This window comes from Paraliobacillus sediminis, from assembly GCF_003426055.1.
On sequence record NZ_QJSI01000002.1, the window covers coordinates 821,809 to 846,181 of the forward strand.

A 24,373-nucleotide genomic window follows, 5' to 3' on the forward strand; every position below is an offset into this window, starting at 1 on the left:
AAAGGAGAATAGACTTATTAAGTAAACATGGTGCGGAATTGTCATACTACAATAAGATACCACCAAAAAAATAGTGAACTAAATACAGCTATACCTACAATAAAGCTTTTTAACGTCCTACTCAAGGAATTAGGTATAAAATGTAATAGCAGGCTCATTATTAAGCCAGTAATAAGAATAAATAGGGCAGCATATAAAAATAAACCTAATAAATTATCGACAGGAGTTTCCATTGATTCAATTAATGTAGTCATCTCTCCACCTCTTAATACACTCTTGTTCATTTCATTTATTTAACAATATAAATCTAGTACAAATAATATTATAACATTTTCTCCGATATAACAACTAAAATTTAGTTTATTGTACAATATAACCCATTTAAGGAATCCGTATTCCTAGAGCATTACATTACACCACAAAGAAAGTGGGAGATGAGATGAATCAATTAACAGATAAACAGCTCATTGAAGCCTATAAAACTGCAATGCGATTAAAATTAGATAACCAATTTATATTTTTATTAAAAGAAGAGATACTCGTGCGAAATATAAGTAGCAAAGAAAATTAAGCGTTACATCCCACATAAAAAGTTATCCATATATATATCATGTAAAGCAACATTGAGGCAAAAATCCTTGTGATTATAAGTGCACCTAATTATACCAATACCTTCAAGAAAAACATATGAACATTTTTCAACAAATTAAAAAAACTAGTAACCACTTAACGTGGTTACTAGTTTTTTTTCGTGCTACGTTAAAACGTATTTTGCTTTTCTTTGTTCTCTTCATTTAAAAATTTAAAAAAGATTTGCAGACTCATTTTAGAGTGTTCTTTTACCATATTTATATATGCTTTTTTCTTATCATCCGTAACAATATGGCTAGTCTGGATACGCTCAATTATATGTTTTTTACCAATTTGATGTATCTTTTTATTAACATGTTTTGATTCTTTATACAATGCCATGCCTATTGAGGTAATAAAAGCATAAATACCTGCAATCGGTAACGCTTCAGAGTTCCAACTACTTTGAAAAGCAATGATTATCAAATTTATTCCGCCTACTAACATGAGCGGAAAAGCAAATAATACATACCGCGAATTCCTTTTCATTAATGGGTGAACCTGTTCTGCTATCTTTTCCATTTCTCTTTTTATAAAAAATGGCATATTCTCAAATAATAAAGGATTCATAAAAAACACCCTTTCATTTTATTTACATGTTATACCTTAATAGTACTACTATACATTCAAGGCTTCATAACCTTTTATAACTATTATATAGTGACTGTGATTTACGGTCAATTTAAATGATTTATTACAAAAAAAAAGAGCTAACTAATCAAAGTTAACTCTTAAGTGAAGATTTCTTATAATATTTTCTCTAAAAATGCTGCAGCACGCTCTGTTTTAGGTTTATCAAAGAACTGATTTGGTTCGCCTTCTTCAACTAATTTACCGTGATCTAAAAAGATCACCCGATCAGCAACTTCTCGAGCAAAGCCCATCTCATGTGTTACGACAGCCATTGTCATACCAGAGTGCGCTAAATCTTTCATTACATCCAGTACTTCTTTAACCATTTCAGGATCTAAAGCTGATGTCGGTTCATCAAATAACATTAAATCAGGTTCCATCGCTAATGCACGAGCAATTGCGACACGTTGTTTTTGACCACCTGAAAGACTGCTTGGATAAGCTTCCTCTTTATCTGTTAAACCGACTTTAGCTAAAAGCTCTTTCGCTTTTTCTTGTGCCTCAGCTTTTGATTCACGTTTTACTTTTATCGGTGCATACGTTAAATTATCCAACACAGATAAGTGAGGGAATAAGTGAAAGTGTTGAAATACCATGCCAATCTTTTCTCTTACTTTCATAATATTTGTCGCAGGATCTGTTAAGCTCTGACCGTTAATATATATTTTACCCTCTGTCGGTTTTTCTAATAAATTGATACATCGTAAAAAAGTTGATTTACCTGAACCAGAAGGCCCAATAATCGAGACAACTTCCCCTTTTTTAATTTCCGCAGAGATGTCTGTTAATACTTCATTGTTTCCAAACTTTTTAGATAAATGTTCTACTTTAATCACTAATCCTCAACCTCCGTTCCACTAGCTTACCTGCTATCGTAAGTGCCATAACTAATAGATAGTATATCACACCAACAAATAACAACGGTTCAAAATTGCGATACAAATCAGCACCAACGACCTGTGCACGACGCATTAGATCTAGATAACCAATTGTTGAGACTAATGCTGATTCTTTTGTTAAAGTAATAAATTCATTCATTAACGCCGGCAAAATATTTTTCATTGCTTGTGGTAGTATAATATCAGTCATCATCTGACGATACGGTATCCCTAATGCTTGTGCAACTTCAGTTTGACCCTTATCAACTGCTTGAATACCAGCACGAATGATCTCTGATACATACGCAGATGAATTTAACCCAAATGCTAAGACCGCTGATAAGAAGGGTTGAATATCATATCCTGTAAGTTGTGGAACTGCAAAATAAATGATCATCAATTGTAAAATTAACGGTGTTCCACGAAAAATCGAAGTATATGCATCAGCAAACCATCTCAGTGGACGAATGCTGCCAATTTTAAATAATGCTAAGATGGTTCCTAAAATAAAACCAAATATAATAGCGACAAATACAAACTTTAATGTTACCCATATTCCTTCTATCATAAAAGGAATATAAGGCACGATTTGGCTAAAATCCAAATTCATGCCTTACACCTCATTTCTTCCTATAATATTTTATTTCAACACTTTACTTTACTCTTCCGTTAACCATTTATCTTTTAATTCTTGTAAAAAGCCACTTTCTTCTGCTTGAGCTAACACTTCATTCACTTCATCAACCATTTCGCTTCCTTTTGGAAATGCAATTGCCATTCCTGGTGAACTTGTTGTTGGATCATCAAATCCAGCTAGATCTTGCTCTTCTATATAACCAGTAGCTACAGCTTTATCCATGTATGCTACATCAATTCGATTAGACATTAATTCTTGAATCAGTATCGATCCAGTATCAACAGGTTTTATTTCAAAGTCTGTATCTTCTTGAATCTTCTCTGCACCATCTTGTTGAATCGTACCTAATTGAACACCAACAGTTTTTCCTTCTATATCTTCTAATGAAGTGATTTCTGAATCCTTAAGTGTGACAAACATTTCACCAGAATGATTATATGCTGTAGAAAAATCTACGTTTTCAGCACGTTCGTCTGTCGCTGACATACCTGATAGTACTACATCTACACGATTATTTTGTAGCGCTCCAATCAAACCATCAAAGTTCATATCTGTAATTTCTAGTTCATATCCAAGTTCATCCGCAACATAATTCGCTAAATCAATATCAAAACCAACAAAATCACCATCCGTGTTACGTGATTCAAATGGTGGGAAATCAGCAGATGTCGCCATTTCTAATACTTCTTTTTCTTCCGACTCTGATGAATCTGTCGTTCCTTCAGTTGCATCCTCTGTTGTTTCTCCTTCATCAGATGTACCACACGCTACTAACAATAGTGAAAATACCCCAATAAGTGCTACCAATAAGAAAAATTGTTTCTTCATCTTAATCTTCCCTTCTTTTGTCTCTTTTTGTTTGCGTATATTTATACACGATACTGCATTTTAACAAATTTTTATGCATTTGGGAAGAGTAAATCAAAAATTACCTTGCTTTTTAGTTATTGCGCGTTAAATTCCTTGTTTATTTTTTCAAGTAACATTTCATCTGCTACTATATCATATCCTGTCATCGCCAACGCTAATGCACCACGAACAATTACGGTATGTCCTTTTTCGGTAATTGTTTTATCTGCGAATTCGGTTGTGTGTGCGATTAAACCAGGATGATCGAAGCCAATATACGGGTGAATTGCTGGCACAACTTGACTCACATTTCCCATATCAATCGAACCGTATGATGCATTGGCTGGATTAACTTTTGTTTCACCAGCTGCATATAAATTCTCCGTAAATAAAGCAGACAACGTTTCATTCGTATGCATATCATCATAACTTAATTCATAGTTACTTATTTCAACTGTTGCACCAGTCATAGAAGCAGCACCTTCTGCAATATTCTTTACCTTTTCCACTACCTCATTCAAATAAGCACGATCTTTTGCACGTACATAGAATTGTGCTGTTGCCTTGTCAGGAACAACATTTGCTGCAACCCCACCTTCTGTTATTACACCGTGAATACGGACATCAGATCGAACGTGTTGTCTTAATGCATTTATACCATTAAACAATTGGATCACACTGTCTAATGCATTAATACCTTTTTCAGGAGCAGCTGCTGCATGACTTGTTTTACCATAATAGGAAAATTGAATTGCATCCATTGCTAATGAATGACCACTCTTTGATGAGACATCTCCTGGATGTACCATCATTGCGATATCAACGTCATCAAAAATCCCTTCGTTAGTCATCGGCACTTTGGCACCGTTCGTTTCCTCTGCTGGAGTTCCTAAAACAACAACTTTACCACCTGTTTCGTTTATGACCTTACTCAAGGTCACACCAGCGCCAACCCCCATTGTGGCGATCATATTATGACCACAACCGTGTCCTACACCAGGTAGAGCATCATATTCGGACATAAATGCTATTGTTGGTCCGGGTTTATTACTATCATAAACAGCTTTAAATGACGTTTCACGATCAACTAAACCTGTTTCCACTTCGAAATTATGTGATTGCAAAAATTCAACCAGCAGTTTCATCGATTGGTATTCTTGACTACCTAATTCAGGATGGTGATATAAGTAGTCACTCATCTCTATTAACTTGTCTTTAAATGCGTCTAAATTTGTTTCTAGTTTATTCTTCATATTATATTATTATTCCCTCCATATCTTGTTGTATGTATTTATATAGTAGTGATTAAAGATAAGGCTTAATGAAACTTTATGCAAGCCATTAAGTCATGTAATTGCGAGCCATTTTGAACCAGTTGGATCAGGGCACTTTTTATAAGCCAATTTTGCTCTAAATGCAACAAAACACCCACAATATCCACAAGTCGTTTCGTATTGTAGATTCGGACATTGTTCACAAATTTGCATTCTAGATTGATAGATAGCTTCTGTTACTAGATCAGGTTCTAACGCTAATTGTTCACTAACAAGTGCTTCTACTTCTTCTTTTGTATGCCTTACGGATGCTGAACAACCTTTGCAAGCCATTTATATCCTCCTAAAATTTCAATTCGTCTTTACTTTAGACTTCGCTTACGACGTTTAGGTGTTTGATAGCTTCTCTCAAAAACCTTTCCACACGTCACGGCATGTTGCTTTAGTAAATGATCAATATTTGATACCTGATTATCTTGCATCGCTTGAACCAAGAGTTCAATAACCGCACGAGAATCTGCAAGTGCATGGTGATGATCTAACATAATACCCTTTAAATCAGCCAGTGTATTCAATTTATAGTTAGGCATTCCTGGCCATACTAATTTTGACAACATAACAGAACAGAGGTAATCAAATGTTGGGTATGGTAATCGCGATTTATCTAATGATGCACGTAAAACACTCATATCAAAACTAGCGTTGTGTGCTATTACAATCTGATTATCAAGGTAATCTTTCATTGTATCCCAAACTTCATCAAAAGTAGGGGCACTCTTTACATCTCTTTCTGTAATTCCGTGAACATATATATTATGGCTTTCAAAACTTGTTTGTGGATTTATTAAACTATAAAACTCATCAATAATGCCATTTTCATTTCCAACAACAATCCCCACTGCACAAGCGCTATCACGAAAACGATTTGCCGTCTCAAAATCAATTGCAACAAAATCCATACAAACTTCCTCCTAGCTTTTCTATACTCTCATTCTATCAAATGATTCGTATGTTTCACAGTAAAGATTACTGTTCGCCCGATTCAGCATATAAAATCAAAAAAACTTGACCTCCACGTTTGAGGTCAAGCTCTTCAACACATTCATTTTATGCTTGTTTCTTAAAAATCCCATCTATTCGTTCAATATCATGCTCTGTTAATGTTACATCTAATGTTTTTAAATTATTAATAACTTGATCTGGATTTTTCGCTCCTGGAATAAGCGCGTTAATTGCTGGTTGAGTTAGATACCATGCTAACACGATGTGTGGAACATCTACACCTTTATCATCGGCAATTTCTCTAATTTGTTCAACCTTATCCAAGTTATGCTCAAATTGTCTGCCTTGAAAATGTGGCATATCTTTACGTAAATCATCGAATGTCATGTCTTTTGTATATTTACCTGCTAATAAGCCTGAAGCTAATGGGAAATATGGAATGAATGAAATATTATTCTCTTTGCAGTATGGTAATATTTCATTCTCTGCCTCGCGGTTAAGTAAATTATATTCACCTTGATATACATCTATCAGGCCATTTTTGTTTGCCTCTTTTAATTGATCAATAGAGAAATTTGAGACACCTATTGCTCTAATTTTCCCTACATCTTTTAATTCTTGTAAAGCACCAACAGCTTCATCCTTTGGCGTATCTTCGTCAGGAAAATGAATGTAATATAAATCAATATAATCTGTCTGCAACCTTGTAAGGCTGGCTTCTACAGCTTTTGTTAAAAAGGCTGGTGAGTTGTCGATAACAACATCATCACCATTAAATTTATGTGCACCCTTTGTAGCGATAACGACATCTTCACGATTTCCTAATTCTTTAACTACTTGGCCGACCAATTCCTCTGAACGTTCAGGACCATATATAAATGCCGTATCTAAAAAGTTAATATCATTTTTAATTGCTGTCCGAACTAAATCTTTTCCTACTTCCTCATCTAAATTAGGATAAAGATTATGTCCTCCAACTGCATTTGTTCCTAAACCAATTGGATTAATATATAAATCTGAATTTCCAAGTTGTGTTCTTACTGTCATAAATGAAACATCTCCCTTTGATTTGTCTAGCTAATCACTCTCCTAAATTTTACCCTTTAGATCATTTGATTAAACATATTCAAAAAAAATAACTGAGCCGAAGATCAGTTATTCTGGTAAATCAACATTATGATAAACTTGACGCACATCTTCTAACTCATCTAGTGCTTCGATTAACTTCTCTACATGCATATTGTCTTCTTCTGAAAGAGCTACATCATTCTGGGCTAGCATCGTTAATTCTGCAACCTTAAATTCCGTAATCCCCTCTTCTTTTAATCGATCTTGCACTGCACGAAACTGATCTGGTTCTGCATAAATAATAACTGCATTATCTTCTTCTAAAACATCACGAATATCAATATCGGCATCCATTAATAATTCTAGTACATCATCAGCGCTTTTACCTTCAAAACCTATAACGGCAGTCGCATCAAACATATATGCCACAGAACCATTGACGCCCATGTTACCGCTATTTTTATTAAAAGCTGCACGAACGTCTGCTGCAGTTCTATTTACGTTATTTGTTAATGTATCAACAATAAGCATGGAACCACTAGGTCCAAACCCTTCATAACGTAGCTCTGTATAACTTTCTTCTTCTCCCCCTTTAGCCTTTTCAATTGCTCGGTCAATAATTTGTTTTGGTACACTATATGTCTTCGCACGTTCTAAGACAATTTTCAACGCTTGATTTGTCTCTGGATCTGGGTCACCAAGACGTGCGGCAACATAAATCTCACGACCAAACTTTGCATAAACTCTACTTGTATTAGCATCTTTTGAAGCTTTCTTTTCTTTAATATTATTCCATTTTCTTCCCATACAGTTCCTCTCACTTTCCGGTTACACTTCTATGTTTCTTACATCACAATAATTATACCTTATTTTTGCCATATGTTAAGTCTTTACAGCTAATAATATGTAAACTTTCTAAAATCATACATAAAAAAACCAGCCTAGATTAGACTGGTTTTTACTTAACTTAATGAAATTCTCTTTCACTTTCTTTCTGTCGTGAAAATACGACATACACCACAGTTGTTAGTAATGTAAATAATGTGACAAGCAACGTGTTCTTCATGAACGGATTCCCTCCTTCAATTGATGAAAAAAATCGACATACTTAACTTAACGTTGATCTGTTTTATGTTTTAAAATGGTTTAAATTTACCTTTTTTCAATACAAGTCCTGCTCCACCAAGCATAAACAAGTAGCGGTCATCAATGACATGTTTCATCATTTTAGCTGATAAACCATACAATTTTTTACCTTCAAAAATTGTTCCCATTGCATGACGTCCACCTAATGATGCAACTGTTCCTTTATTGTCAAATGTAAACTCTTTTAATGTATTTCCTTTTATTAGTGCACTAATATTTGCTGCACAAACATCTGCCTCTTGAATAGCAATTTGTGCTGTTGGCGGGTATGGACGACCTGATTCTTTGTTCATAACCCATGCACAATCACCTAGGATGAAGACATCTTCATAACCTGGTGCACGTAAATCAGAATCAACATTTACTTTACCTTTTGTTAATTCAAAACCTGATTCACCTAAGATAGCGTTAGCTTGAACGCCACCTGTCCAAACAATCGTGCTTGCTTTAATTTCTTCTTTTTCGTCACCAACAATAACACCGTCAGCTTTACACTCTTTAATCATTGTTCCTAATTTAAACTCCACACCGCGATCTTCTAAAGAACGACGTGCATATTTCACTAGGTCTTCATCAAAACCTGGTAAAATTGTTGGCGCAGCCTCAATATTAACGATGCGAACTTTATTACGATCGACATCATATTTCTTACATAATTCAGGTATTTTCTCTGCTAATTCACCAACAAATTCAATACCAGTAAAGCCACTTCCACCTACGATAAATGTTAATAATTCATCTTTAGGATTCTCGGCATTATGGTAACTTGAGAATTGATATTCAATATGGTCACGAATGTAGCGACTCTTATCAATACTTTGGATCGATAAAGCATGCTCTGCCATACCTGGAATACCAAATGTTGCTTTTTCAAAACCTAAGCCAACTACAAGATAATCATAGTCTAACTCACTGTTTTTTAATGCGACTTTCTTTTGATCCGGCAAAATTTTCTCTACCGTATCCTCTACGATTGTAACGCGATTCGGATTAATCACGTCAGAAATCATAACACGCGCACGATTTGGATCAATTGTTCCAGCTGCAACTTCGTGTAACCAAGTTGTTTGATAGTGATAGTTATGTTTATTGACTAATACGATCTCTGCATCATCTATTGATAAATTTTGCATGAGACGTTTTGTTGTCATCATACCGGCATAACCTGCGCCAAGTAGGACGATTTTTGGTTTACTCATTTCCATTCAACCCCTTATTTGTAATGAAATGATGCACAGTAATATTTAATTATTTGTCTATAAGTCGCTATGTATACATTATTAGCAGCTTAAACATTCTGTCCACCAAATGCTTCCATCCCCTGTCGTTCGAAAAAGCACCTTCTATGTTATTCTAACAAATAGCTGCATAAACGTCTAACCAAATGTGTCATAAGTAACAAACTTATTACTTGTTTATGTTTTCAGAATATACTGTTTAATCATTAGTTTCAATTTTACACTTACTATTACAGCTGTTTTTTAATTATAACCTGCACACTTTCCTTTCTTACTTCTTGTAACTAAGCGTACGATTGTCCATATTGCGTAACCAAAAGTTACAGTTCCAATAAACAAATCATTGCCAATTGCGTTCAACCATGCATGCACGGAGCGCCAAAAGGTAGTATTCTTAAAAGAGATATAACAATGGAAAAGGAGTGTATTTATATGAAAAAGAACTATTCGGTAGCTTTTATTATGCTTTTTGTTTCATCAATTGCAGGCGGATTAGCACTAAATAATGTTTTTGACTATTCAATGATAGTTGGCGTTGGTTTAGGATTAGTATTCCTTTTAAGCGCCGCATTTTTTGCAGGAAAGAGCCAAAAGAATTCATAGGCATCATAAATTTAAATCTAAGTAGTTTACAGCTAGAACATGACGTTAAAATAGATACTATTTCACATATGCTTGCCTGGCATATTAGTAAATAAAGCAATAAAAATAACCGAACCGTAATAGATGTTAATTCTATTACGGTTCGGTTATTTAATATAAGGTGATTTCGTTATGTTACAGCCTCAATCTTTTGTTTCATCTTTTTCTACTTGTACTTGCTCTTCTTCTATCTGTTGGATAATGTCTTCTTTTAGATCATCATAAACTTTATCTTTCATCTCGTCATATATTTCCTCTTTAAAACCATCGTACATTTTATCTTTTACTTCATCATATAATTCTTCCTTCATTTCAACATATAGTTCACTTTTTACGTCTTCAAGAAATTCTTCACGAAATTCATCTTTCACACTTTCGGTAAGTTTTTCCCTACGACGATCTTTCTGTATTTTTAAATCCTTGGTAAACATAATTAATATTGAAATAATCATAAAAACCATTATAATTGCAAATGGTAATGCTGTTATAATCGAAGCAGTTTGAAGTGCAGCTAATCCTCCATCACCACTAAGTAATAAAACACTCGCAGTTCCTGCAATTAATAAACCCCACACTAATTTGATTGACATCTTAGGATTTAAACTACCTCGAGAAGTCATTGCACCCAAAACAAATGATGCTGAATCTGCTGATGTAATGAAAAATATCAAGATAAGTAGCAAAGCTAATACACTCGTGATTGCACTTAATGGTAGTTCTGCAAGTGTTGCAAATAAAGCAAGTTCTACTTCACCTGTGACAAGTGCTGCAATACCACCATTTCCATTCATTTCAATATTTAACGCAGTCCCTCCAAATGTACTAAACCAGACAATAGCTAAAAAGGCAGGTATAATTAAGACTCCAGTCATAAATTCTCTTATTGTTCGTCCGCGTGAAATCCTAGCAATAAACAAGCCCATAAAAGGTGCCCATGAAATATGCCATGCCCAAAAGAAAATCGTATTCGTTCCAAGCCATTCACTTTCTGAAAATGGTGTCAAAGTTAAACTCATAGGGATGATATTTGTAATGTAGCCACCCAAAGTCGTTACAAAACTTTCAGCAATAAAAACAGTAGGGCCAACAATGATAACAAATAATAATAATAATCCAGCAACAACTATATTGATATTACTTAAGATTTTTATTCCCTTATTTACTCCCTTTGCTGCAGAAATTAAAAATAATACGGTAACAATCGCAATAATGGTTAATTGAACATACGCATTATTCGGTAAATCTGTTAAATGAGATAAACCGCCACTTATCTGCAGTGCACTCAAACCAAATGTTGTTGCAACACCTGTTGAAGTTGCAATAACCGCTAAGATATCGATTGTTTTCCCTGACCAACCATGAATCTTATCCCCAAGTAATGGATAAAAAGCTGAACTGATTAATGCTGGCTGATCTTTCCGATACTGTACATAAGCTAGTGTTAATCCGACAATCGAGAAGATTGCCCATGGATGCAAGGCCCAGTGATAGCTACCATAACGTAGTCCTGCTAAAGCTGATTCACGTGATGCTGATTCATAACCTAGTGGGGGATCTAAATAATATAATACCGGTTCTGCTACACCCCAAAATACAAATCCAACACCAATACCTGCAGCAAATAACATGCCAATCCATGAAAACCAAGTAAACTCTGGTCGATCATCCGGCTTTCCTAAACGCAATTTACCATAAGGACTTATTGCAAGTACAATTACAAATAAAACAAAAAATGCCGTGACTAACATGTAAAACCAACCAAATGTATTAATCATCCATCCTAGTGCATGACCTGCCGCATTGTTTAATGAACTTGGAGATATTGCTCCCCATAAAACAAAGGCAAGGACTAACACTGCAGATATTATAAATACTTCTGATATTTTCTCTGTCTGTGAATTCTCATATTTCTTATTCATATTTTTTCACTGTGTAACTTTCCACAGTTCCCCCTCTTTTTCTGTATTTTTTTACATTTAAGTAGTTTTCCCTAATTTCAAAGTATGCAAACATGTGATACATTAACAAAAAAAAGACTTTCTAATAGAATAACCAATTCTAAAAGAAGCCTCTATCTTTTAAATTATTTTTCTAACAATCCTACTAACTGTAAGCCATAAACAATTCCATCTTGATCGACATCTTTCGTTACATACTTAGAAACAGCTTTCACTTCCTCTTTCGCATTTCCCATTGCAACGCTATTTGTTATTGTCGAGAGCATCTCTAAATCATTGAGTCCGTCTCCAAACGCATATTGATTCTCTTTTGCAATACCTATCGCTTTCATTGCCTGTTTTATACCGTTTGCTTTTGAACCACCTTTTGGCAAAACATCAACTGAAACTGGATGCCACCTTACAAAATCAAATGCCGGAAATTTTTCTCGATATTGTTCCTCTTCTCCCTCTGCACAAAAAAACAAGGATTGATAGATGTTACGATCTTTATAATAATTTGGATCATGTGTCGGAAAATGATCAATTTTCAAGGTATCTATACTTTCTATTATATGTTTATGTGTTGGCACATTGGCTTTCATATCCAGCTCATCCATAAATACGATTGGATGCGCATTGGTTAAACCCACTGCTGTTAGTTCAACCAATGAAGGTATGTCTAATGGATTACCGTAAACAACCTCACCATTGACAACAACATATTGTCCATTAAAACTAACGTATGTATCAATTTCTAATTCCGCGCGTAAATCAGCATACATAAATGGTGCACGTCCTGTTGCAATAGCTACAATATGCCCCTGTTTTTTCAATTCAAATACAGCTTTCTTTGCTGAGTCTGGTAACTTTTTATCATGATCTAACAAAGTCCCATCTATATCAAAAAATATTACACTTTTCTCGGTCATATTAGTTCTCCTTTTATCTATTTAAAATTTTGTCTGATTTATCTACTTTTACTTATTACACTGTACTTCTTTCGATTAAATAGACTGCAACTTTTTGCTGTGATATTGCATTCATATCAATTGCTTGCAAAAATAGATTCCTCCCCATATCAAGTAATGGAATTTCCATTGTTGTTATTCCAAGGTATTTTGCTATTGGTTGATTATCAAACCCAATAATAGCTAGATCCTCTGGTACCATTATCCCCTCGTTTTGACAGCATATCACAATTCCAGCCGCAACTTGATCATTTGTTACAACCAAGGCAGAAGGTGGGTTTTTCATTGTTTTGATTTGTTGGACAACTTTCTCACCGTCTTCAAAGTTCAAACAACCCTCAAAAATATATGCGCTGTTATACAGTAGCGCATTTCGGTCTAAAAATGTTTGATAGGCTCTCTCACGCTGTTCACTGCTAACTCCTGTTTTTCGATTAATGCAATAACCTATTTGACGATGTCCATTGACAAAGAGATAGTCAATCGCTTGATAAAAAGACTGATAATGATCAATATATGTAGCAGAAATTTGTTTTTCACTAGGCTTTTCCGCTAAAACGATTGGTCCGTGAACAAGATACGCTTTAATTGTGTCCCATTCACTAATTCTTGAACAAATAATTAATCCATCAATTTGCTTTTGTTCTAACATGATAAGTGCTTCTTTTTCCATACTTTTTTGATAACTTGTTTGAATTAGTACTAATTTATAATTATTCTCTAAAGCTTGATTTGCAATCCCTTTTAATAACATACCAAAATAAGGGTGGTCTGAATAAGGCAATACAACACCAATCAAAAAGGTCTTGCCCATACTTAAATGGACCGCATTAATATTTTTATGATAATTACTGATTTTTACAGCGTTCAATACAGCTTCACGTTTTTCCTTGCTTACATAAGGATGCTGATTTAAAACCCGCGAAACAGTTGTAACAGAAACCTTCGCCATTTTAGCAATATCTCTAATATTCGTCATTTAAATCACCTTTTTCACACTACTCTAATACGAATATTTTAACACAGTTTAGCATACTTTATGAAACGCGTTTCAGGTCAATAAGATTTCGCATTAATTATTTCTGTTTAAGGGTAGCCTATTAAAAAGGAGGTGTTTTCACATGGGACAAAACCACCAATTTAATCCTGGTCAAAAAGCACCAAACAATGGCATTTATGTTGAAATCGGTGAAACTGGCAGTATGGTAGCAGACCCTAAATCAGTTAGATTAGAAGCTGGACAATCTTTCCCCGAAACTTCTAACAAAGATAGGAAATGGATGCCAAAACGCAAACCATAATCAGAAATGAAGCAAGCCTATAGTGGCTTGCTTTTGTTTTTATAAACAGCTACTCTCTTAAACTTTCCTTTATGATTTCCCCTAATAAAAACAGCCTTCAAAAATGCTTTATGAAATAAATCCAAGCTTACACACTTTTGTCATCATTATCTCGATTATATGGATGACAGGAGGTGATACAGATGGCTGCATCAGAAAAAATTGATTCTAGGTTACAGTTATTGTTTGAAGATGGTTTTGATGAAGATGGTAATATCGCGATTAAAACAAAAACATTTAATAACATCAAAACAGTCGCAACAGCAGATCAATTACTCAGCATTGCGCAAGCGCTCGTAGCATTACAAACATTAACGTTACACATGGTGAAACGTAATGACACAGAACTTATTACCGCTGAGTAACAGTGAATGACTAAAGGAAAGGAGGTCAACTCATGAAGACACTTGAATTAAAATTTGGAAATGAAGAAGATAAAACAGTAACAGTTACACTAGATAATCCAATTGAACCTGCAGATCCTGTTGCAATCAACACTGCAATGGATAGTATAATCGCCCAACAAGCTTTTTACTCAGCTGGTGGAGAACTTACTAGTAAAAAAAGTGCACGTATTGTTGAACGTAATGTAGAAGAAATCACATTATAAAGTAGACTAATGCATTTGGGGGAGCAGATTATTGCTCCCTTTTTTGATGAAAGGAGTTAACTTATATGCAGGAAACATGGGTATCCATTCTAACAGAAGTTGGTTTTCCTATTGCGGTTACGTTTTACTTATTACATCGCATTGAAGGGAAATTAAACACACTAATCGAATCCATCCTATCCTTACCAGCAAATTTAAAATAACGATAATGAATCAGCTATCTGTCATAAGAAAGGCAGATAGCTTTCTAAATTTTTAGTTTTTTTATCGATACCAGTTGCTCATCTATGTTAACCTCGCTATAATAATGGAAGTACCATGCAGGGGGGTAAAAGAGATATGCCAATTAATGTACCTAAACAGTTACCAGCAAGACAGATATTAGAAAAAGAGAATATCTTTTTGATGGATTCTGAGCGAGCAACGACACAAGATATAAGACCGATGAACATACTCATATTAAATCTAATGCCCGAAAAAGAAAAAACAGAGACGCAATTATTACGTTTATTGAGTAATTCACCACTACAAGTACGTGTTGATTTTATTCATACAGCTAGCTATGAGTCAAAAAATGTGCACAAATCACATTTAAAACAGTTTTACAAAACATTTAATGATGTAAAAAATAACCGATATGACGGTCTGATCATTACTGGTGCTCCAATAGAGCACTTAGAATTTGAACAGGTTCGCTATTGGGGTGAATTAACCGACATTATGGAATGGTCTAAAAAGAACGTTACTTCTGTTTTGCATATCTGTTGGGGTGCACAAGCAGCACTTTATCATCATTATGGAATTAAGAAAGAAAAACGTCCAAATAAACTAAGTGGGATCTTCTCACATGAATTGGTTGTTCCTACTTCTAAATTAGTTCGAGGTATTAATGACGAATTTTTAGCTCCACACTCGCGAAACACAGATATTGATTTAGCTAAAATTGATAGTCATCCGGAGTTAGTCGCATTGGATACATCAAATGATGCAGGACCTTTCTTAATTGTTTCAAAAGATGAGAAACATATTATGATCACTGGACATATTGAATATGATGCTATTACGCTTGCTGACGAATATCTTCGTGATACGAACAAGGGATTAGACGTTCATATGCCTACTGGATATTACCCAGAAAACAATCCAGATAAAGCTCCTTTAAACCGTTGGCGTTCAGAAGCTTATCTAATTTTTTCGAACTGGCTTAATTACTACGTTTATCAAGAAACACCTTATACATGGAAATGAAATGACTACCGTGACTAATCAGCACGGTAGTTTTGTTTTCTAGATTATCCCTATAGTAAGATTGTCAAGATGAGGATCAAACCAAATGTCAGATGTAGTTTATTTGTTTCGGGTACTAACGACTTCTGATTAAGAGCAATTAGTTGGTAACTATTTAAAGCTAGTGGTACCGTAGCAAATACAAACAATGAATAAATCGGCAAATAGCTTAATACTACAAATATGATAACTAAGATATAACATGACAATAATAAGCCTACATAAAGATTTCTTCCAAATAAGAAACCTAAACGTACTGTCATTGTCTTTATACCCAGTTGTTTGTCGCGGTCAAAATCGCGTAATTCATTACTTAACATCAATGCCGGAATCAATAAACTGACCGGTAAACTTAAAATAATTGGAGACCAAGAAAAAGATTCCGAAAAAACTACATACGCGCCATAAACCATTAATGGCCCCATTAAAACAAATGATAACAGCGTTCCTAATCCTCTTTTTTTGTAAACGATTGGCTCTCCTGTATAGGCATAACTACCAATTATTCCAAGTATACCTACAACAAATAACTCTTTTGATGTTAGTACTAGTAATATTAAGCCAATTAATCCTGTTGCACCAAAACATGCCATACCAATTAAGAAAATAATAATATCAAAGACCGTTCTTTTTTTTCCTAAAAAACGATACTTTTTCATGCTTTGTGGACGATATTTATATTCACACTCAAAATAATCATTAATTAAATTCGCTCCTGTTTGAACAAATAAACCCGCTACCGTAACTAGTAATATCTTCAGTAAATCCAACCACAGGTATGAGGCCCCAAACAAATAGCCATCATGATATGCGATAACCATTCCAATAGTCGTAGAATAAAGGGCTAAGGTTAAAGATAAAGGTCTAGTCGCTTTAAAGAGATCATAAACTGTTTGTTTTGATAGTTTAGGAAGATCCTGTAACACCATTTTGTACTGCAAATTGTTCATCTCCATTTTCAGCTAACTTTAACTTTGTTAATCTTTTCACTTAGTTTACTAGTTGTCAAGATCATATAGATAATTTTATGCACTATATTAAACACTTTTGTACATAAAATGTTCACACTATCTTCTTTTAATGTTCAAATTTTCACATTGTTTTACTGTTTTTTTCCTATTACAATTAAACTACTAACTGTTTTTACATATAGACAACTTAAATTAGGGGGACTAATAATGCAATTCTTTAAACGTTTTAGCTTGTTTTTATTCTACTTACTTATTTTAACTTCTTGTTCTACTGCTGGAAGTACAACATCGGATGCAACTTCAAATGGAGAACCAGAGATGGTAGAATTATCGATTGGTTTAATGCCCGCAGTTGATTCTGCACCAATTTTATTGGCAGAACAAGAAGGTTATTTTAAAGACCTTGGATTAAACTTAGAATCCACCATTTATACAAACGCAAACAATCGACAGAGTGCTTTGCAAAGTAATGCATTAGATGGCACTATGACAGATTTAATTGCTTTCGTGAATAACCAGCACAATGGATTCGAGACTAAAATTGTTACAAGCACCGATGGGAGCTTTTCATTTTTAACTGGAGATAATTTTGAGTCTGCAGAAACAAAAAAGCTTGGGCTTATGGAGGTAAGTGTATCTAATTATCTAGCCGATCATTATGTAACAACTGAATATAATGTAGAAAAAGTTTATATTGCTGAGATTCCTGCTCGATTAGAAATGCTCAAATCAGGCCAATTAGATATCGGCTTTTTTCCTGAACCAATTGCCTCGATGGGTGAATTAAACGGTTTAACAAAACATATTTCTATTACCGACGATGATGGATTCACACCTGAAGCGATGGTATTTACAACAAAAGCATTAGAAGAAAAAAGTGTAGCAATCGAACGATTTATCAAGGGCTATAATAAAGCTGTTGAAGCAATTGAAAAAGATGAATCATTAGCACGAGATGTTTTAATCAAAGTAATTGAATTGGACCCAGCAAGTAAGGATTTGATTACAATACCAACTTACCATAAAGCACGAGTACCAAGTGAAGATTATCTGAATAAAATTATTAATTGGGTTGAACAAGTGCAGGAAATTGAAGTTGAATTAGACTACACAAATATGGTTACAAAAGCGTATCTCGAATCATGATTAAAATTAAGAATCTTGTTATGAAATATGGTGATAACACGATTTTAAACAAAATCAATTTGCAGATTGATGCACATCAAACTTGTGCTATCATTGGGCCGTCTGGTTGTGGAAAAAGCACCTTATTGTATGGAATAGCAGCTATTTTAAAGCCTGCAAGTGGTTCTATCTTAATCAATAACAATCTCGTGGAAAATCATAGAAATCAAACAGGTGTTATTTTACAAACATATGGTTTAATGCCTTGGAAGACTGTTTGGCAAAATACGGCCCTAGGATTAAAAATTCGCGGAGAAAATAAGATAATAATTGAAAAGAAAACAAATGCTATTTTAAAAGATCTTCATATTTATGATCAACGTGATAAGTACCCCGTTCAATTAAGCGGTGGTCAGCGTCAACGGGTTGCGATTGCTCGTGCGTTAGCAATTAATCCTGATTTATTATTAATGGATGAACCCTTCTCTTCTCTCGATGCAATTGCACGCGAGGAATTACAAGATGTTGTAGTGGATCTTAATAGTCAAAAGAAAATGACTATAATTATCGTGACGCATAGTATTGAAGAAGCAGTCTTTTTAGGTAATAAAATCGTCATAATGGACGCAAAAACTGGTAACATAAAGAAAATCATTGATAATAATTATGTTGGAGATCACGCATTTCGAAATACGAGTGATTTTCATCAAACTTGTGTAGAAGTAAGAAATCAAATGGATGTGTTTTAAAAAATGATAAGATCAATTGCACTAAGATATAAAACAATTTACGCAAGTGTTTTCATAATAATTTGTTGGTATTTTTTTCACTTATTAATTGAATCAACTATCATTCCAAATCCATTTGAAACTATTTTTACATTCTTTCAACTATTGCGTGAGGATCTATTATTACATGTGGGGATGAGCTTATTACGTATCTCTGTTTCCATTATTATTGCTGTTTTAGTTGGTGGATCACTCGGACTTTATTTAGGATTACATGAAAAGTTCGACCTTTTTTTTGCTCCGATTATATATTTACTATATCCGTTACCAAAGATAGCATTTTTACCAGTTTTCATGATTTTATTTGGTCTTGGTAATACGTCAAAGATTGTTTTGATTTCGATTATTATTCTATTTCAAATACTTTTGACAACTCGTGATAGTATTAAAGGATTAAGTAAAGAGTTATTTTATTCCATCATATCTTTAGGTGCAAATAAACAGCAAGTATATCTGCATCTCGTTTTACCAGCAGTTTTACCCAAGTTATTTACAGCACTACGCATAAGTGTTGGAACAAGTATTTCAGTCTTATTCTTTGCTGAGAATTATGCAACCACATATGGCATTGGTTATTTTATAATGGATAGCTGGATACGGGTGGATTATGTTGAAATGTTTGCTGGCATAATAGCAATCAGTTTTCTTGGATTATTAGTTTTTAGAGGAATTGATTTAATTGAAGCAAAGCTATGCAAGTGGGTTTTACTAGAAAAATTCGAGAATAAACCATATTAAATTAGATTTATTATCAAGTTCTATAAAATAAAAATGGTGCTTGGTAATAAATAATATCATTTCACTTTCGCTATCCCTAACGCATAATGATTCCAAAGTATCGATTCTACTAAGTCTTCATCCTTTTCTTCGCAATCAACTATAATAATAACTTCTCCATGTTTTCCTTTTAACAGTCTTCTCTTCTTTTTTAGAAATACTTCTGTAAAGACACGTATCAAAAGCCCTAAGATAAAGCCCGAAAATGCACCTATTAATCCCCAAAATATAGGACCCCAAGCCAATTTGAATCCAATGCTAGCGCCAATTACTGCAAATGCTGTTGCAAGTGCAAACCCTATATCTATCATTGAGGTCCCATCTGAGCGATGAATCGTATCAAATACCTTCCGTTTCTCTTTGCGATTATCTAATGGAACTGCAAATATTCTCTCTTGGATAATTCCCTCCTTCTCAAGGATAGAGAGTGCCATTTCTAAATAGACAGTATTTTCAAAAGTTGAAAAAAATTGCATGCTATTCACTCACTTTTCCTTTTAGTATATGGAACGTAGTCGATTGATACCGTTCACTTAAAAAATTACGCTGTTCCTTATCAAAAAGCTTATTATTTTCTACTGTGTTGATATAGGAATCGAAAACGGAAAATCCATAGGCTGAGGGTAAAAATAATAACCATTCAGGTTTTAATACAGCTGTTGATCCTTCTATTTCTCCTAAAAACAAGAGAGATATCGCCTCAAGTGCATGTGAATAATAGGTGAAAATAACAACCCAAACAATAACAAAAAATGCACCAACGATTCTATGTATATAAAGTTGCCCTAATCCTGGGACAAATAGTGACCACATCACAGCCATCAATGGATTTCTTTTATCAAGATAATTAATTTCAAGCGCACCCATACTAAATGAATTAAAGCGATGTTGTTCTCGCTCTGCTAAAAGATAGATTTTATTCAAATCGATCGTAGTTCGATAGCTATCCCAAATCGCAAAAAGATAAACAGGGATATAAATTAATAACCATCTTGTATCTAAAACTTCTTTAGCCAAAGCTATCTCACCTTGAAACGAATAGACCATCGCTACATTTAAATTAGCATTTATGTTCACCACAACTTCCCAAGTAAATAAAACAAAACCACGTAGGTATTTGGATAGAAGTAAATGTCCAAAACCAGGAAAAGCTGCACTCCACCATCCAATAATATAGGGATTCCTTAAATGAACCTGTGTTGTACCTAGAATACTAACATGTGCTGTATAACGTCTAGCTGAGTTATCGTTCGAATAGTTATTCATAATAGAGACCCCTTATATATATTTCCAGATATTTTACTATTAGCTTCCCTAATTAGATTCTTTTCATTCTAATTATTAGAATTACTTATTTTTTGCGCTAAAACGCTTAAAAACCCGTCAAATAAAATCTATTTGACGAGTTTTCTATTTAGAGTCCTTAATGTGTTTTTCTTAGTTACCTTTTAAGGTAAAAGAATATCTATAAAATTGATTAGCGAACAAGGTTACATCTTTGTGTGTTTTTTGACCCCAACTATCATCACCACCAACTCCCATTTGGCGGAGGTTAATACGTACAACAGTCTGGTCCGACTTTGGTAATTCAAATCCATAGTTACTTTCTTCTAATTGTTTTGCTGTATACGGTAGTACGCTTAACTCAACTGTTGGTTGTCCACTAACTTCTAGACCAATGCCATCAGCCCGATAAACCTTTCCAGATCTCACGCCTACCTTATTCCCACACTCTTGTGGTTTCAAATATGGCACATACTGATCGGCTACTTTCCCTTGGTAACGACCAATTTTAGCACCCTTTTGTTTATCCCAATAAGATTCTTGCGGGCCTTTACCATACCAACTTAATTGATCAAATTCGACTGGCATCGTTAACTTCATACCTATTTCCGGGATTTCCGGTAACCCTTCACCTGGTTCAAAAATATAATCAATTTTGACCTCACCTAAACCGCTTACTGTATAGACAAGTTCTAATTTTGAATTATTAGCTGTAGGCAACTGATACACTGTCTTAACAATAATACGATCTTTATTTGCCTGATAAGTAAAAGCTGTTAATTCTCGTGTCTCACCAACACTACGCCAGATTGCACTACGCTGATCCAACTGATTTCCACGATCATTATCAGTCATCGCACGCCAGAAGTTTGGTACTAATCCTTCTTTAAGTAGCTCTTTGTCATTAACCTGATAGGAAGTAAGTATACCTGTTACCTGATCAAATCCTACCGAGAAATCATCCCCTGAAACAACAAGCAAATCACTTTTAACCTGGATTTCAACTGCTCCTATCACCGCTTTTACTTCTTGTAATTCAGCTTGTTTTATCGGTAAAATAAATTGACCAAAGGCGATTTCATGTCCAGGTTCACACCATAAACGTTCAACACGCTCTTTCAGACTAAGTGTTACTATATATTCAACTTGGTCATCAAACACATGGGGTAATGCATAATCAAGGGTAAAATCTGTTGACTCCCCTGGCTCACAATCAATTGTTATTTCACCCGTTTGCTCTACTTCACCATTCTTCGTAACTAACCATTCTACTAAATAATCACTAACATTAGTAAATAGAAATTTATTACTTAGGTTAAACTGTCTTTTTTCAAGGTTAATCGAACTGAAGTCTACTTGTTGATAACAACGCTTTACTTCATGGATTTTCGGGCTGATTGTACCATCGCCAAAAATCAAACCATTTCCTGCGAAGTTACCATCGTGTGGCGATTCACCAAAAGCTCCTCCATACGCAAGATAAGGAGTCCCGTCTGCTGTTTCTGTTAATAAGGATTGATCCTTCCAATCCCAAATAAATCCACCTTGTAAAATTGGGTACGTATCAAATAGTTCTGTATACTTATGAAAATCACCTAAGGAGTTACCCATCGCATGACTGTACTCACATAAAATATATGGCTTTGTGCCATCTTCCGCTACTTTAGCATATTGCTCAATACCTTCTGGTGAAACATACATGGTACTTTCTATGTCTGAAGCCGCTTCTGATTCACGATAATGGAATACACCTTCATAATGGACAAGACGCGATGGGTCATTCTTCTTAAAATAATCATGCATTTTCAAGAAGTTATCACCGCCAAACGATTCATTACCTAATGACCAGATAACAATTGATGGATGGTTTTTATCACGTTCGAACATTGACTTACAGCGATCTAACACATTTTCGGTCCATTCAGGACGACTACCAGGTACGGTTTCAGCTAATCCTTCTTGACCGTAAACCCATGTGCCATGCGTCTCTAAATTCGTTTCATCAATAACATAAAGTCCATATTGATCACATAACTCATACCATAATGGATTATTCGGATAGTGTGATGTACGTACCGCGTTAATATTAAATTTTTTCATCAACTTAATATCAGCAACCATATCATCATACGTAACAGCGCGACCCTTATCAGATGCAAATTCATGGCGATTTGTTCCTTTAAAAACAATCCGCTTGCCATTTATTTTCATCAAATTATCCTTCAATTCAAATTTCCTAAAACCGACTTTACTGCTTTTCGCTTCAAGTAATTGCCCACTTTGATCATATAAGCTCAGTACTAATGTGTACAAATAAGGACTTTCTGCACTCCATTTGTTCGGATTTTTAATCATCGTTTTAAGTGTAGGTCGAACTACATCATCGTTCTGAAAATGCACATCTGTCAACAAGGGGTCATCTAATACGGGCTTACCCATCTGATCATAAAGCATCGCCTCAAAATCAACCGACTGCATTGATTTAAAATAGTCGATTACTTTCGCATCTATAACCAAATCAGCATCTTGATATTTATCATCCAAATGCGTATTCACAAAGAAATCATCGATATGCATAGTCGGCATTTTATAGATGTAAACATCACGAAAAATCCCGCTTAACCGCCAAAAATCTTGATCCTCCAACCAACTTGCATCACTCCACCGATACACTTCAACCGCTAACTTGTTTTCACCATCAATCAGATAGGGTGTTAAATCAAATTCAGCTGGTGTAAACGTATCCTCACTATATCCAACAAAGTCACCATTTACCCAAAGATAAAACGCAGACTCAACGCCTTGGAAATTCAAATAAATCGGCTGGTCTTTCCAATCCACTGGTACAGTAAAAGTCCGTACATATTGACCTACTGGATTATAATTTGTCGGTGCAAATGGCGCTTTAATATCTTCCTTTTCTACCCAAGGATACGTTGTATTTGTATATTGTGGATAATCGTACCCTTGCAGTTGCCAATGACTCGGCACTTTTATTTGATCCCATTTACTATGGTCAAAATCCTGGCGGTAAAAGTCTGTTATACGACTGGTTGGTTCATCGCAATATGCAAATTGCCACATGCCATTTAATGATTGATAATTTTTTGAAGTAGTACAATCACCTACTAAAGCTTCCTCTTTTGTAGGATAGGACATCAATGTTGCATGCGCTTCTCGACGATTAAGCTGAAAAATATCAGGATTATTATTCCATTCAGGATAACCATTTTCTGGTGGACTATATATGAATTTCTCTAATCTTTTTGTCATCATTAATCATCCT

Annotated in this window: 28 protein-coding genes; 10 read left to right on the forward strand and 18 right to left on the reverse strand. The window is 34.6% G+C overall.

Annotation, left to right across the window (positions count from 1 at the left end):
* Positions 1–41 precede the first annotated feature (41 nt).
* Positions 42–254, reverse strand: coding sequence for a hypothetical protein (locus tag D2K60_RS10225; RefSeq protein WP_117169899.1), 213 nt, complete (start codon positions 252–254; stop codon positions 42–44).
* Positions 255–439: 185 nt separating this feature from the next.
* On the opposite strand from D2K60_RS10225, the gene sda reads away from it, so the two are divergent.
* On the forward strand, positions 440–571 hold the full coding sequence (gene sda / locus D2K60_RS10230) for a sporulation histidine kinase inhibitor Sda (RefSeq protein ID WP_117169900.1): 132 nt from the start codon (positions 440–442) through the stop codon (positions 569–571).
* Between the two features lie 188 nt (positions 572–759).
* Here the strand turns inward: sda and D2K60_RS10235 are convergent, their stop codons facing one another.
* The 10 genes from D2K60_RS10235 to D2K60_RS10280 form a co-directional block, all read right to left on the reverse strand.
* On the reverse strand, positions 760–1,200 hold the full coding sequence (locus D2K60_RS10235; RefSeq protein WP_117169901.1) for a DUF5392 family protein: 441 nt from the start codon (positions 1,198–1,200) through the stop codon (positions 760–762).
* Positions 1,201–1,376: 176 nt separating this feature from the next.
* The gene (locus tag D2K60_RS10240) at positions 1,377–2,099 is read right to left on the reverse strand and encodes an amino acid ABC transporter ATP-binding protein (RefSeq protein WP_117169902.1); all 723 of its coding nucleotides are present in this window, start codon (positions 2,097–2,099) and stop codon (positions 1,377–1,379) included.
* On the reverse strand, positions 2,092–2,751 hold the full coding sequence (locus D2K60_RS10245) for an amino acid ABC transporter permease (protein ID WP_117169903.1): 660 nt from the start codon (positions 2,749–2,751) through the stop codon (positions 2,092–2,094). Before D2K60_RS10245 ends, D2K60_RS10240 begins: the two co-directional genes overlap by 8 nt.
* Before the next feature lie 48 nt (positions 2,752–2,799).
* Complete coding sequence (locus D2K60_RS10250; protein ID WP_117169904.1) at positions 2,800–3,606, reverse strand: ABC transporter substrate-binding protein; 807 nt, start codon at positions 3,604–3,606, stop codon at positions 2,800–2,802.
* Positions 3,607–3,722: 116 nt separating this feature from the next.
* The gene (locus D2K60_RS10255; RefSeq protein WP_117169905.1) at positions 3,723–4,880 is read right to left on the reverse strand and encodes a M20 family metallopeptidase; all 1,158 of its coding nucleotides are present in this window, start codon (positions 4,878–4,880) and stop codon (positions 3,723–3,725) included.
* Positions 4,881–4,973: 93 nt separating this feature from the next.
* Positions 4,974–5,234, reverse strand: coding sequence for a DUF6171 family protein (locus tag D2K60_RS10260; RefSeq protein ID WP_117169906.1), 261 nt, complete (start codon positions 5,232–5,234; stop codon positions 4,974–4,976).
* Between the two features lie 29 nt (positions 5,235–5,263).
* Entirely contained in the window at positions 5,264–5,860 is a 597-nt protein-coding gene (locus D2K60_RS10265) for a 3'-5' exonuclease (protein WP_117169907.1), read from the reverse strand.
* A 148-nt stretch (positions 5,861–6,008) separates the two neighbouring features.
* Positions 6,009–6,950 (reverse strand): aldo/keto reductase, encoded by a 942-nt coding sequence (locus D2K60_RS10270; RefSeq protein WP_117169908.1) that lies wholly within the window; start codon positions 6,948–6,950, stop codon positions 6,009–6,011.
* Positions 6,951–7,058: 108 nt separating this feature from the next.
* Complete coding sequence (locus tag D2K60_RS10275) at positions 7,059–7,778, reverse strand: YebC/PmpR family DNA-binding transcriptional regulator (protein ID WP_117169909.1); 720 nt, start codon at positions 7,776–7,778, stop codon at positions 7,059–7,061.
* Positions 7,779–8,107: 329 nt separating this feature from the next.
* Entirely contained in the window at positions 8,108–9,316 is a 1,209-nt protein-coding gene (locus D2K60_RS10280; protein ID WP_117169910.1) for an NAD(P)/FAD-dependent oxidoreductase, read from the reverse strand.
* Positions 9,317–9,787: 471 nt separating this feature from the next.
* Here D2K60_RS10280 and D2K60_RS20650 point away from each other — a divergent pair, with 471 nt between their 5' ends.
* On the forward strand, positions 9,788–9,958 hold the full coding sequence (locus D2K60_RS20650; protein ID WP_162880747.1) for a hypothetical protein: 171 nt from the start codon (positions 9,788–9,790) through the stop codon (positions 9,956–9,958).
* Between the two features lie 182 nt (positions 9,959–10,140).
* Here D2K60_RS20650 and D2K60_RS10285 read toward each other — a convergent pair whose 3' ends face one another.
* The 3 genes from D2K60_RS10285 to D2K60_RS10295 all read right to left on the reverse strand — a co-directional run bounded on the left by D2K60_RS10285 (position 10,141) and on the right by D2K60_RS10295 (position 13,884).
* Positions 10,141–11,916: a BCCT family transporter gene (locus D2K60_RS10285; protein ID WP_117169911.1), complete on the reverse strand. Its 1,776-nt coding sequence runs from the start codon at positions 11,914–11,916 to the stop codon at positions 10,141–10,143.
* Positions 11,917–12,080: 164 nt separating this feature from the next.
* The gene (locus tag D2K60_RS10290) at positions 12,081–12,866 is read right to left on the reverse strand and encodes a Cof-type HAD-IIB family hydrolase (RefSeq protein ID WP_117169912.1); all 786 of its coding nucleotides are present in this window, start codon (positions 12,864–12,866) and stop codon (positions 12,081–12,083) included.
* A gap of 55 nt (positions 12,867–12,921) precedes the next feature.
* Entirely contained in the window at positions 12,922–13,884 is a 963-nt protein-coding gene (locus D2K60_RS10295; protein ID WP_117169913.1) for a LacI family DNA-binding transcriptional regulator, read from the reverse strand.
* 142 nt (positions 13,885–14,026) lie between these two features.
* Here D2K60_RS10295 and D2K60_RS10300 point away from each other — a divergent pair, with 142 nt between their 5' ends.
* The 5 genes from D2K60_RS10300 to metA all read left to right on the forward strand — a co-directional run bounded on the left by D2K60_RS10300 (position 14,027) and on the right by metA (position 16,103).
* Positions 14,027–14,206 (forward strand): YjzC family protein, encoded by a 180-nt coding sequence (locus tag D2K60_RS10300; protein ID WP_117169914.1) that lies wholly within the window; start codon positions 14,027–14,029, stop codon positions 14,204–14,206.
* 182 nt (positions 14,207–14,388) lie between these two features.
* The gene (locus D2K60_RS10305) at positions 14,389–14,610 is read left to right on the forward strand and encodes a DUF1659 domain-containing protein (RefSeq protein WP_117169915.1); all 222 of its coding nucleotides are present in this window, start codon (positions 14,389–14,391) and stop codon (positions 14,608–14,610) included.
* A gap of 32 nt (positions 14,611–14,642) precedes the next feature.
* Positions 14,643–14,855 carry a DUF2922 domain-containing protein gene (locus tag D2K60_RS10310; RefSeq protein ID WP_117169916.1) on the forward strand — a complete coding sequence of 71 codons (213 nt, stop codon included), beginning with the start codon at positions 14,643–14,645 and terminating at the stop codon, positions 14,853–14,855.
* Positions 14,856–14,920: 65 nt separating this feature from the next.
* Positions 14,921–15,058, forward strand: a complete 138-nt coding sequence (locus D2K60_RS10315; RefSeq protein WP_117169917.1) for a YvrJ family protein — start codon at positions 14,921–14,923, stop codon at positions 15,056–15,058.
* A 136-nt stretch (positions 15,059–15,194) separates the two neighbouring features.
* Positions 15,195–16,103 carry a homoserine O-acetyltransferase MetA gene (metA, locus tag D2K60_RS10320; RefSeq protein ID WP_117169918.1) on the forward strand — a complete coding sequence of 303 codons (909 nt, stop codon included), beginning with the start codon at positions 15,195–15,197 and terminating at the stop codon, positions 16,101–16,103.
* A 50-nt stretch (positions 16,104–16,153) separates the two neighbouring features.
* On the opposite strand, the gene D2K60_RS10325 is transcribed toward metA, so the two are convergent.
* Positions 16,154–17,083, reverse strand: a complete 930-nt coding sequence (locus D2K60_RS10325) for a prenyltransferase (RefSeq protein WP_162880748.1) — start codon at positions 17,081–17,083, stop codon at positions 16,154–16,156.
* 237 nt (positions 17,084–17,320) lie between these two features.
* Between D2K60_RS10325 and D2K60_RS10330 the strand changes: the two genes are divergently transcribed.
* Genes D2K60_RS10330 through D2K60_RS10340 form a run of 3 tightly spaced genes read left to right on the forward strand, consistent with a single transcriptional unit; the run spans position 17,321 to position 19,764 of the window.
* Complete coding sequence (locus D2K60_RS10330; protein ID WP_162880749.1) at positions 17,321–18,259, forward strand: ABC transporter substrate-binding protein; 939 nt, start codon at positions 17,321–17,323, stop codon at positions 18,257–18,259.
* On the forward strand, positions 18,256–18,987 hold the full coding sequence (locus D2K60_RS10335) for an ABC transporter ATP-binding protein (RefSeq protein ID WP_117169921.1): 732 nt from the start codon (positions 18,256–18,258) through the stop codon (positions 18,985–18,987). Before D2K60_RS10330 ends, D2K60_RS10335 begins: the two co-directional genes overlap by 4 nt.
* 3 nt (positions 18,988–18,990) lie before the next feature.
* On the forward strand, positions 18,991–19,764 hold the full coding sequence (locus tag D2K60_RS10340; protein ID WP_117169922.1) for an ABC transporter permease: 774 nt from the start codon (positions 18,991–18,993) through the stop codon (positions 19,762–19,764).
* Between the two features lie 56 nt (positions 19,765–19,820).
* Here D2K60_RS10340 and D2K60_RS10345 read toward each other — a convergent pair whose 3' ends face one another.
* The 3 genes from D2K60_RS10345 to lacZ all read right to left on the reverse strand — a co-directional run bounded on the left by D2K60_RS10345 (position 19,821) and on the right by lacZ (position 24,360).
* Positions 19,821–20,279 carry a hypothetical protein gene (locus D2K60_RS10345; RefSeq protein ID WP_117169923.1) on the reverse strand — a complete coding sequence of 153 codons (459 nt, stop codon included), beginning with the start codon at positions 20,277–20,279 and terminating at the stop codon, positions 19,821–19,823.
* Between the two features lies 1 nt (position 20,280).
* Positions 20,281–21,069, reverse strand: a complete 789-nt coding sequence (locus D2K60_RS10350) for a hypothetical protein (protein WP_117169924.1) — start codon at positions 21,067–21,069, stop codon at positions 20,281–20,283.
* A 171-nt stretch (positions 21,070–21,240) separates the two neighbouring features.
* Entirely contained in the window at positions 21,241–24,360 is a 3,120-nt protein-coding gene (gene lacZ, locus D2K60_RS10355) for a beta-galactosidase, LacZ type (RefSeq protein ID WP_117169925.1), read from the reverse strand.
* Positions 24,361–24,373: the final 13 nt, after the last annotated feature.

Excerpts from the sequence above, each read along its gene's own strand:
- D2K60_RS10225 (WP_117169899.1), bottom strand. The coding sequence starts at position 254 with ATGACTACATTAATTGAATCAATGGAAACTCCTGTCGATAATTTATTA.
- sda (WP_117169900.1), top strand. The coding sequence starts at position 440 with ATGAATCAATTAACAGATAAACAGCTCATTGAAGCCTATAAAACTGCA.
- D2K60_RS10235 (WP_117169901.1), bottom strand. The coding sequence starts at position 1,200 with ATGAATCCTTTATTATTTGAGAATATGCCATTTTTTATAAAAAGAGAA.
- D2K60_RS10245 (WP_117169903.1), bottom strand. The coding sequence starts at position 2,751 with ATGAATTTGGATTTTAGCCAAATCGTGCCTTATATTCCTTTTATGATA.
- D2K60_RS10250 (WP_117169904.1), bottom strand. The coding sequence starts at position 3,606 with ATGAAGAAACAATTTTTCTTATTGGTAGCACTTATTGGGGTATTTTCA.
- D2K60_RS10255 (WP_117169905.1), bottom strand. The coding sequence starts at position 4,880 with ATGAAGAATAAACTAGAAACAAATTTAGACGCATTTAAAGACAAGTTA.
- D2K60_RS10260 (WP_117169906.1), bottom strand. The coding sequence starts at position 5,234 with ATGGCTTGCAAAGGTTGTTCAGCATCCGTAAGGCATACAAAAGAAGAA.
- D2K60_RS10265 (WP_117169907.1), bottom strand. The coding sequence starts at position 5,860 with ATGGATTTTGTTGCAATTGATTTTGAGACGGCAAATCGTTTTCGTGAT.
- D2K60_RS10270 (WP_117169908.1), bottom strand. The coding sequence starts at position 6,950 with ATGACAGTAAGAACACAACTTGGAAATTCAGATTTATATATTAATCCA.
- D2K60_RS10275 (WP_117169909.1), bottom strand. The coding sequence starts at position 7,778 with ATGGGAAGAAAATGGAATAATATTAAAGAAAAGAAAGCTTCAAAAGAT.
- D2K60_RS10280 (WP_117169910.1), bottom strand. The coding sequence starts at position 9,316 with ATGAGTAAACCAAAAATCGTCCTACTTGGCGCAGGTTATGCCGGTATG.
- D2K60_RS20650 (WP_162880747.1), top strand. The coding sequence starts at position 9,788 with ATGAAAAAGAACTATTCGGTAGCTTTTATTATGCTTTTTGTTTCATCA.
- D2K60_RS10285 (WP_117169911.1), bottom strand. The coding sequence starts at position 11,916 with ATGAATAAGAAATATGAGAATTCACAGACAGAGAAAATATCAGAAGTA.
- D2K60_RS10290 (WP_117169912.1), bottom strand. The coding sequence starts at position 12,866 with ATGACCGAGAAAAGTGTAATATTTTTTGATATAGATGGGACTTTGTTA.
- D2K60_RS10295 (WP_117169913.1), bottom strand. The coding sequence starts at position 13,884 with ATGACGAATATTAGAGATATTGCTAAAATGGCGAAGGTTTCTGTTACA.
- D2K60_RS10300 (WP_117169914.1), top strand. The coding sequence starts at position 14,027 with ATGGGACAAAACCACCAATTTAATCCTGGTCAAAAAGCACCAAACAAT.
- D2K60_RS10305 (WP_117169915.1), top strand. The coding sequence starts at position 14,389 with ATGGCTGCATCAGAAAAAATTGATTCTAGGTTACAGTTATTGTTTGAA.
- D2K60_RS10310 (WP_117169916.1), top strand. The coding sequence starts at position 14,643 with ATGAAGACACTTGAATTAAAATTTGGAAATGAAGAAGATAAAACAGTA.
- D2K60_RS10315 (WP_117169917.1), top strand. The coding sequence starts at position 14,921 with ATGCAGGAAACATGGGTATCCATTCTAACAGAAGTTGGTTTTCCTATT.
- metA (WP_117169918.1), top strand. The coding sequence starts at position 15,195 with ATGCCAATTAATGTACCTAAACAGTTACCAGCAAGACAGATATTAGAA.
- D2K60_RS10330 (WP_162880749.1), top strand. The coding sequence starts at position 17,321 with ATGCAATTCTTTAAACGTTTTAGCTTGTTTTTATTCTACTTACTTATT.
- D2K60_RS10335 (WP_117169921.1), top strand. The coding sequence starts at position 18,256 with ATGATTAAAATTAAGAATCTTGTTATGAAATATGGTGATAACACGATT.
- D2K60_RS10340 (WP_117169922.1), top strand. The coding sequence starts at position 18,991 with ATGATAAGATCAATTGCACTAAGATATAAAACAATTTACGCAAGTGTT.
- D2K60_RS10345 (WP_117169923.1), bottom strand. The coding sequence starts at position 20,279 with ATGCAATTTTTTTCAACTTTTGAAAATACTGTCTATTTAGAAATGGCA.
- D2K60_RS10350 (WP_117169924.1), bottom strand. The coding sequence starts at position 21,069 with ATGAATAACTATTCGAACGATAACTCAGCTAGACGTTATACAGCACAT.
- lacZ (WP_117169925.1), bottom strand. The coding sequence starts at position 24,360 with ATGACAAAAAGATTAGAGAAATTCATATATAGTCCACCAGAAAATGGT.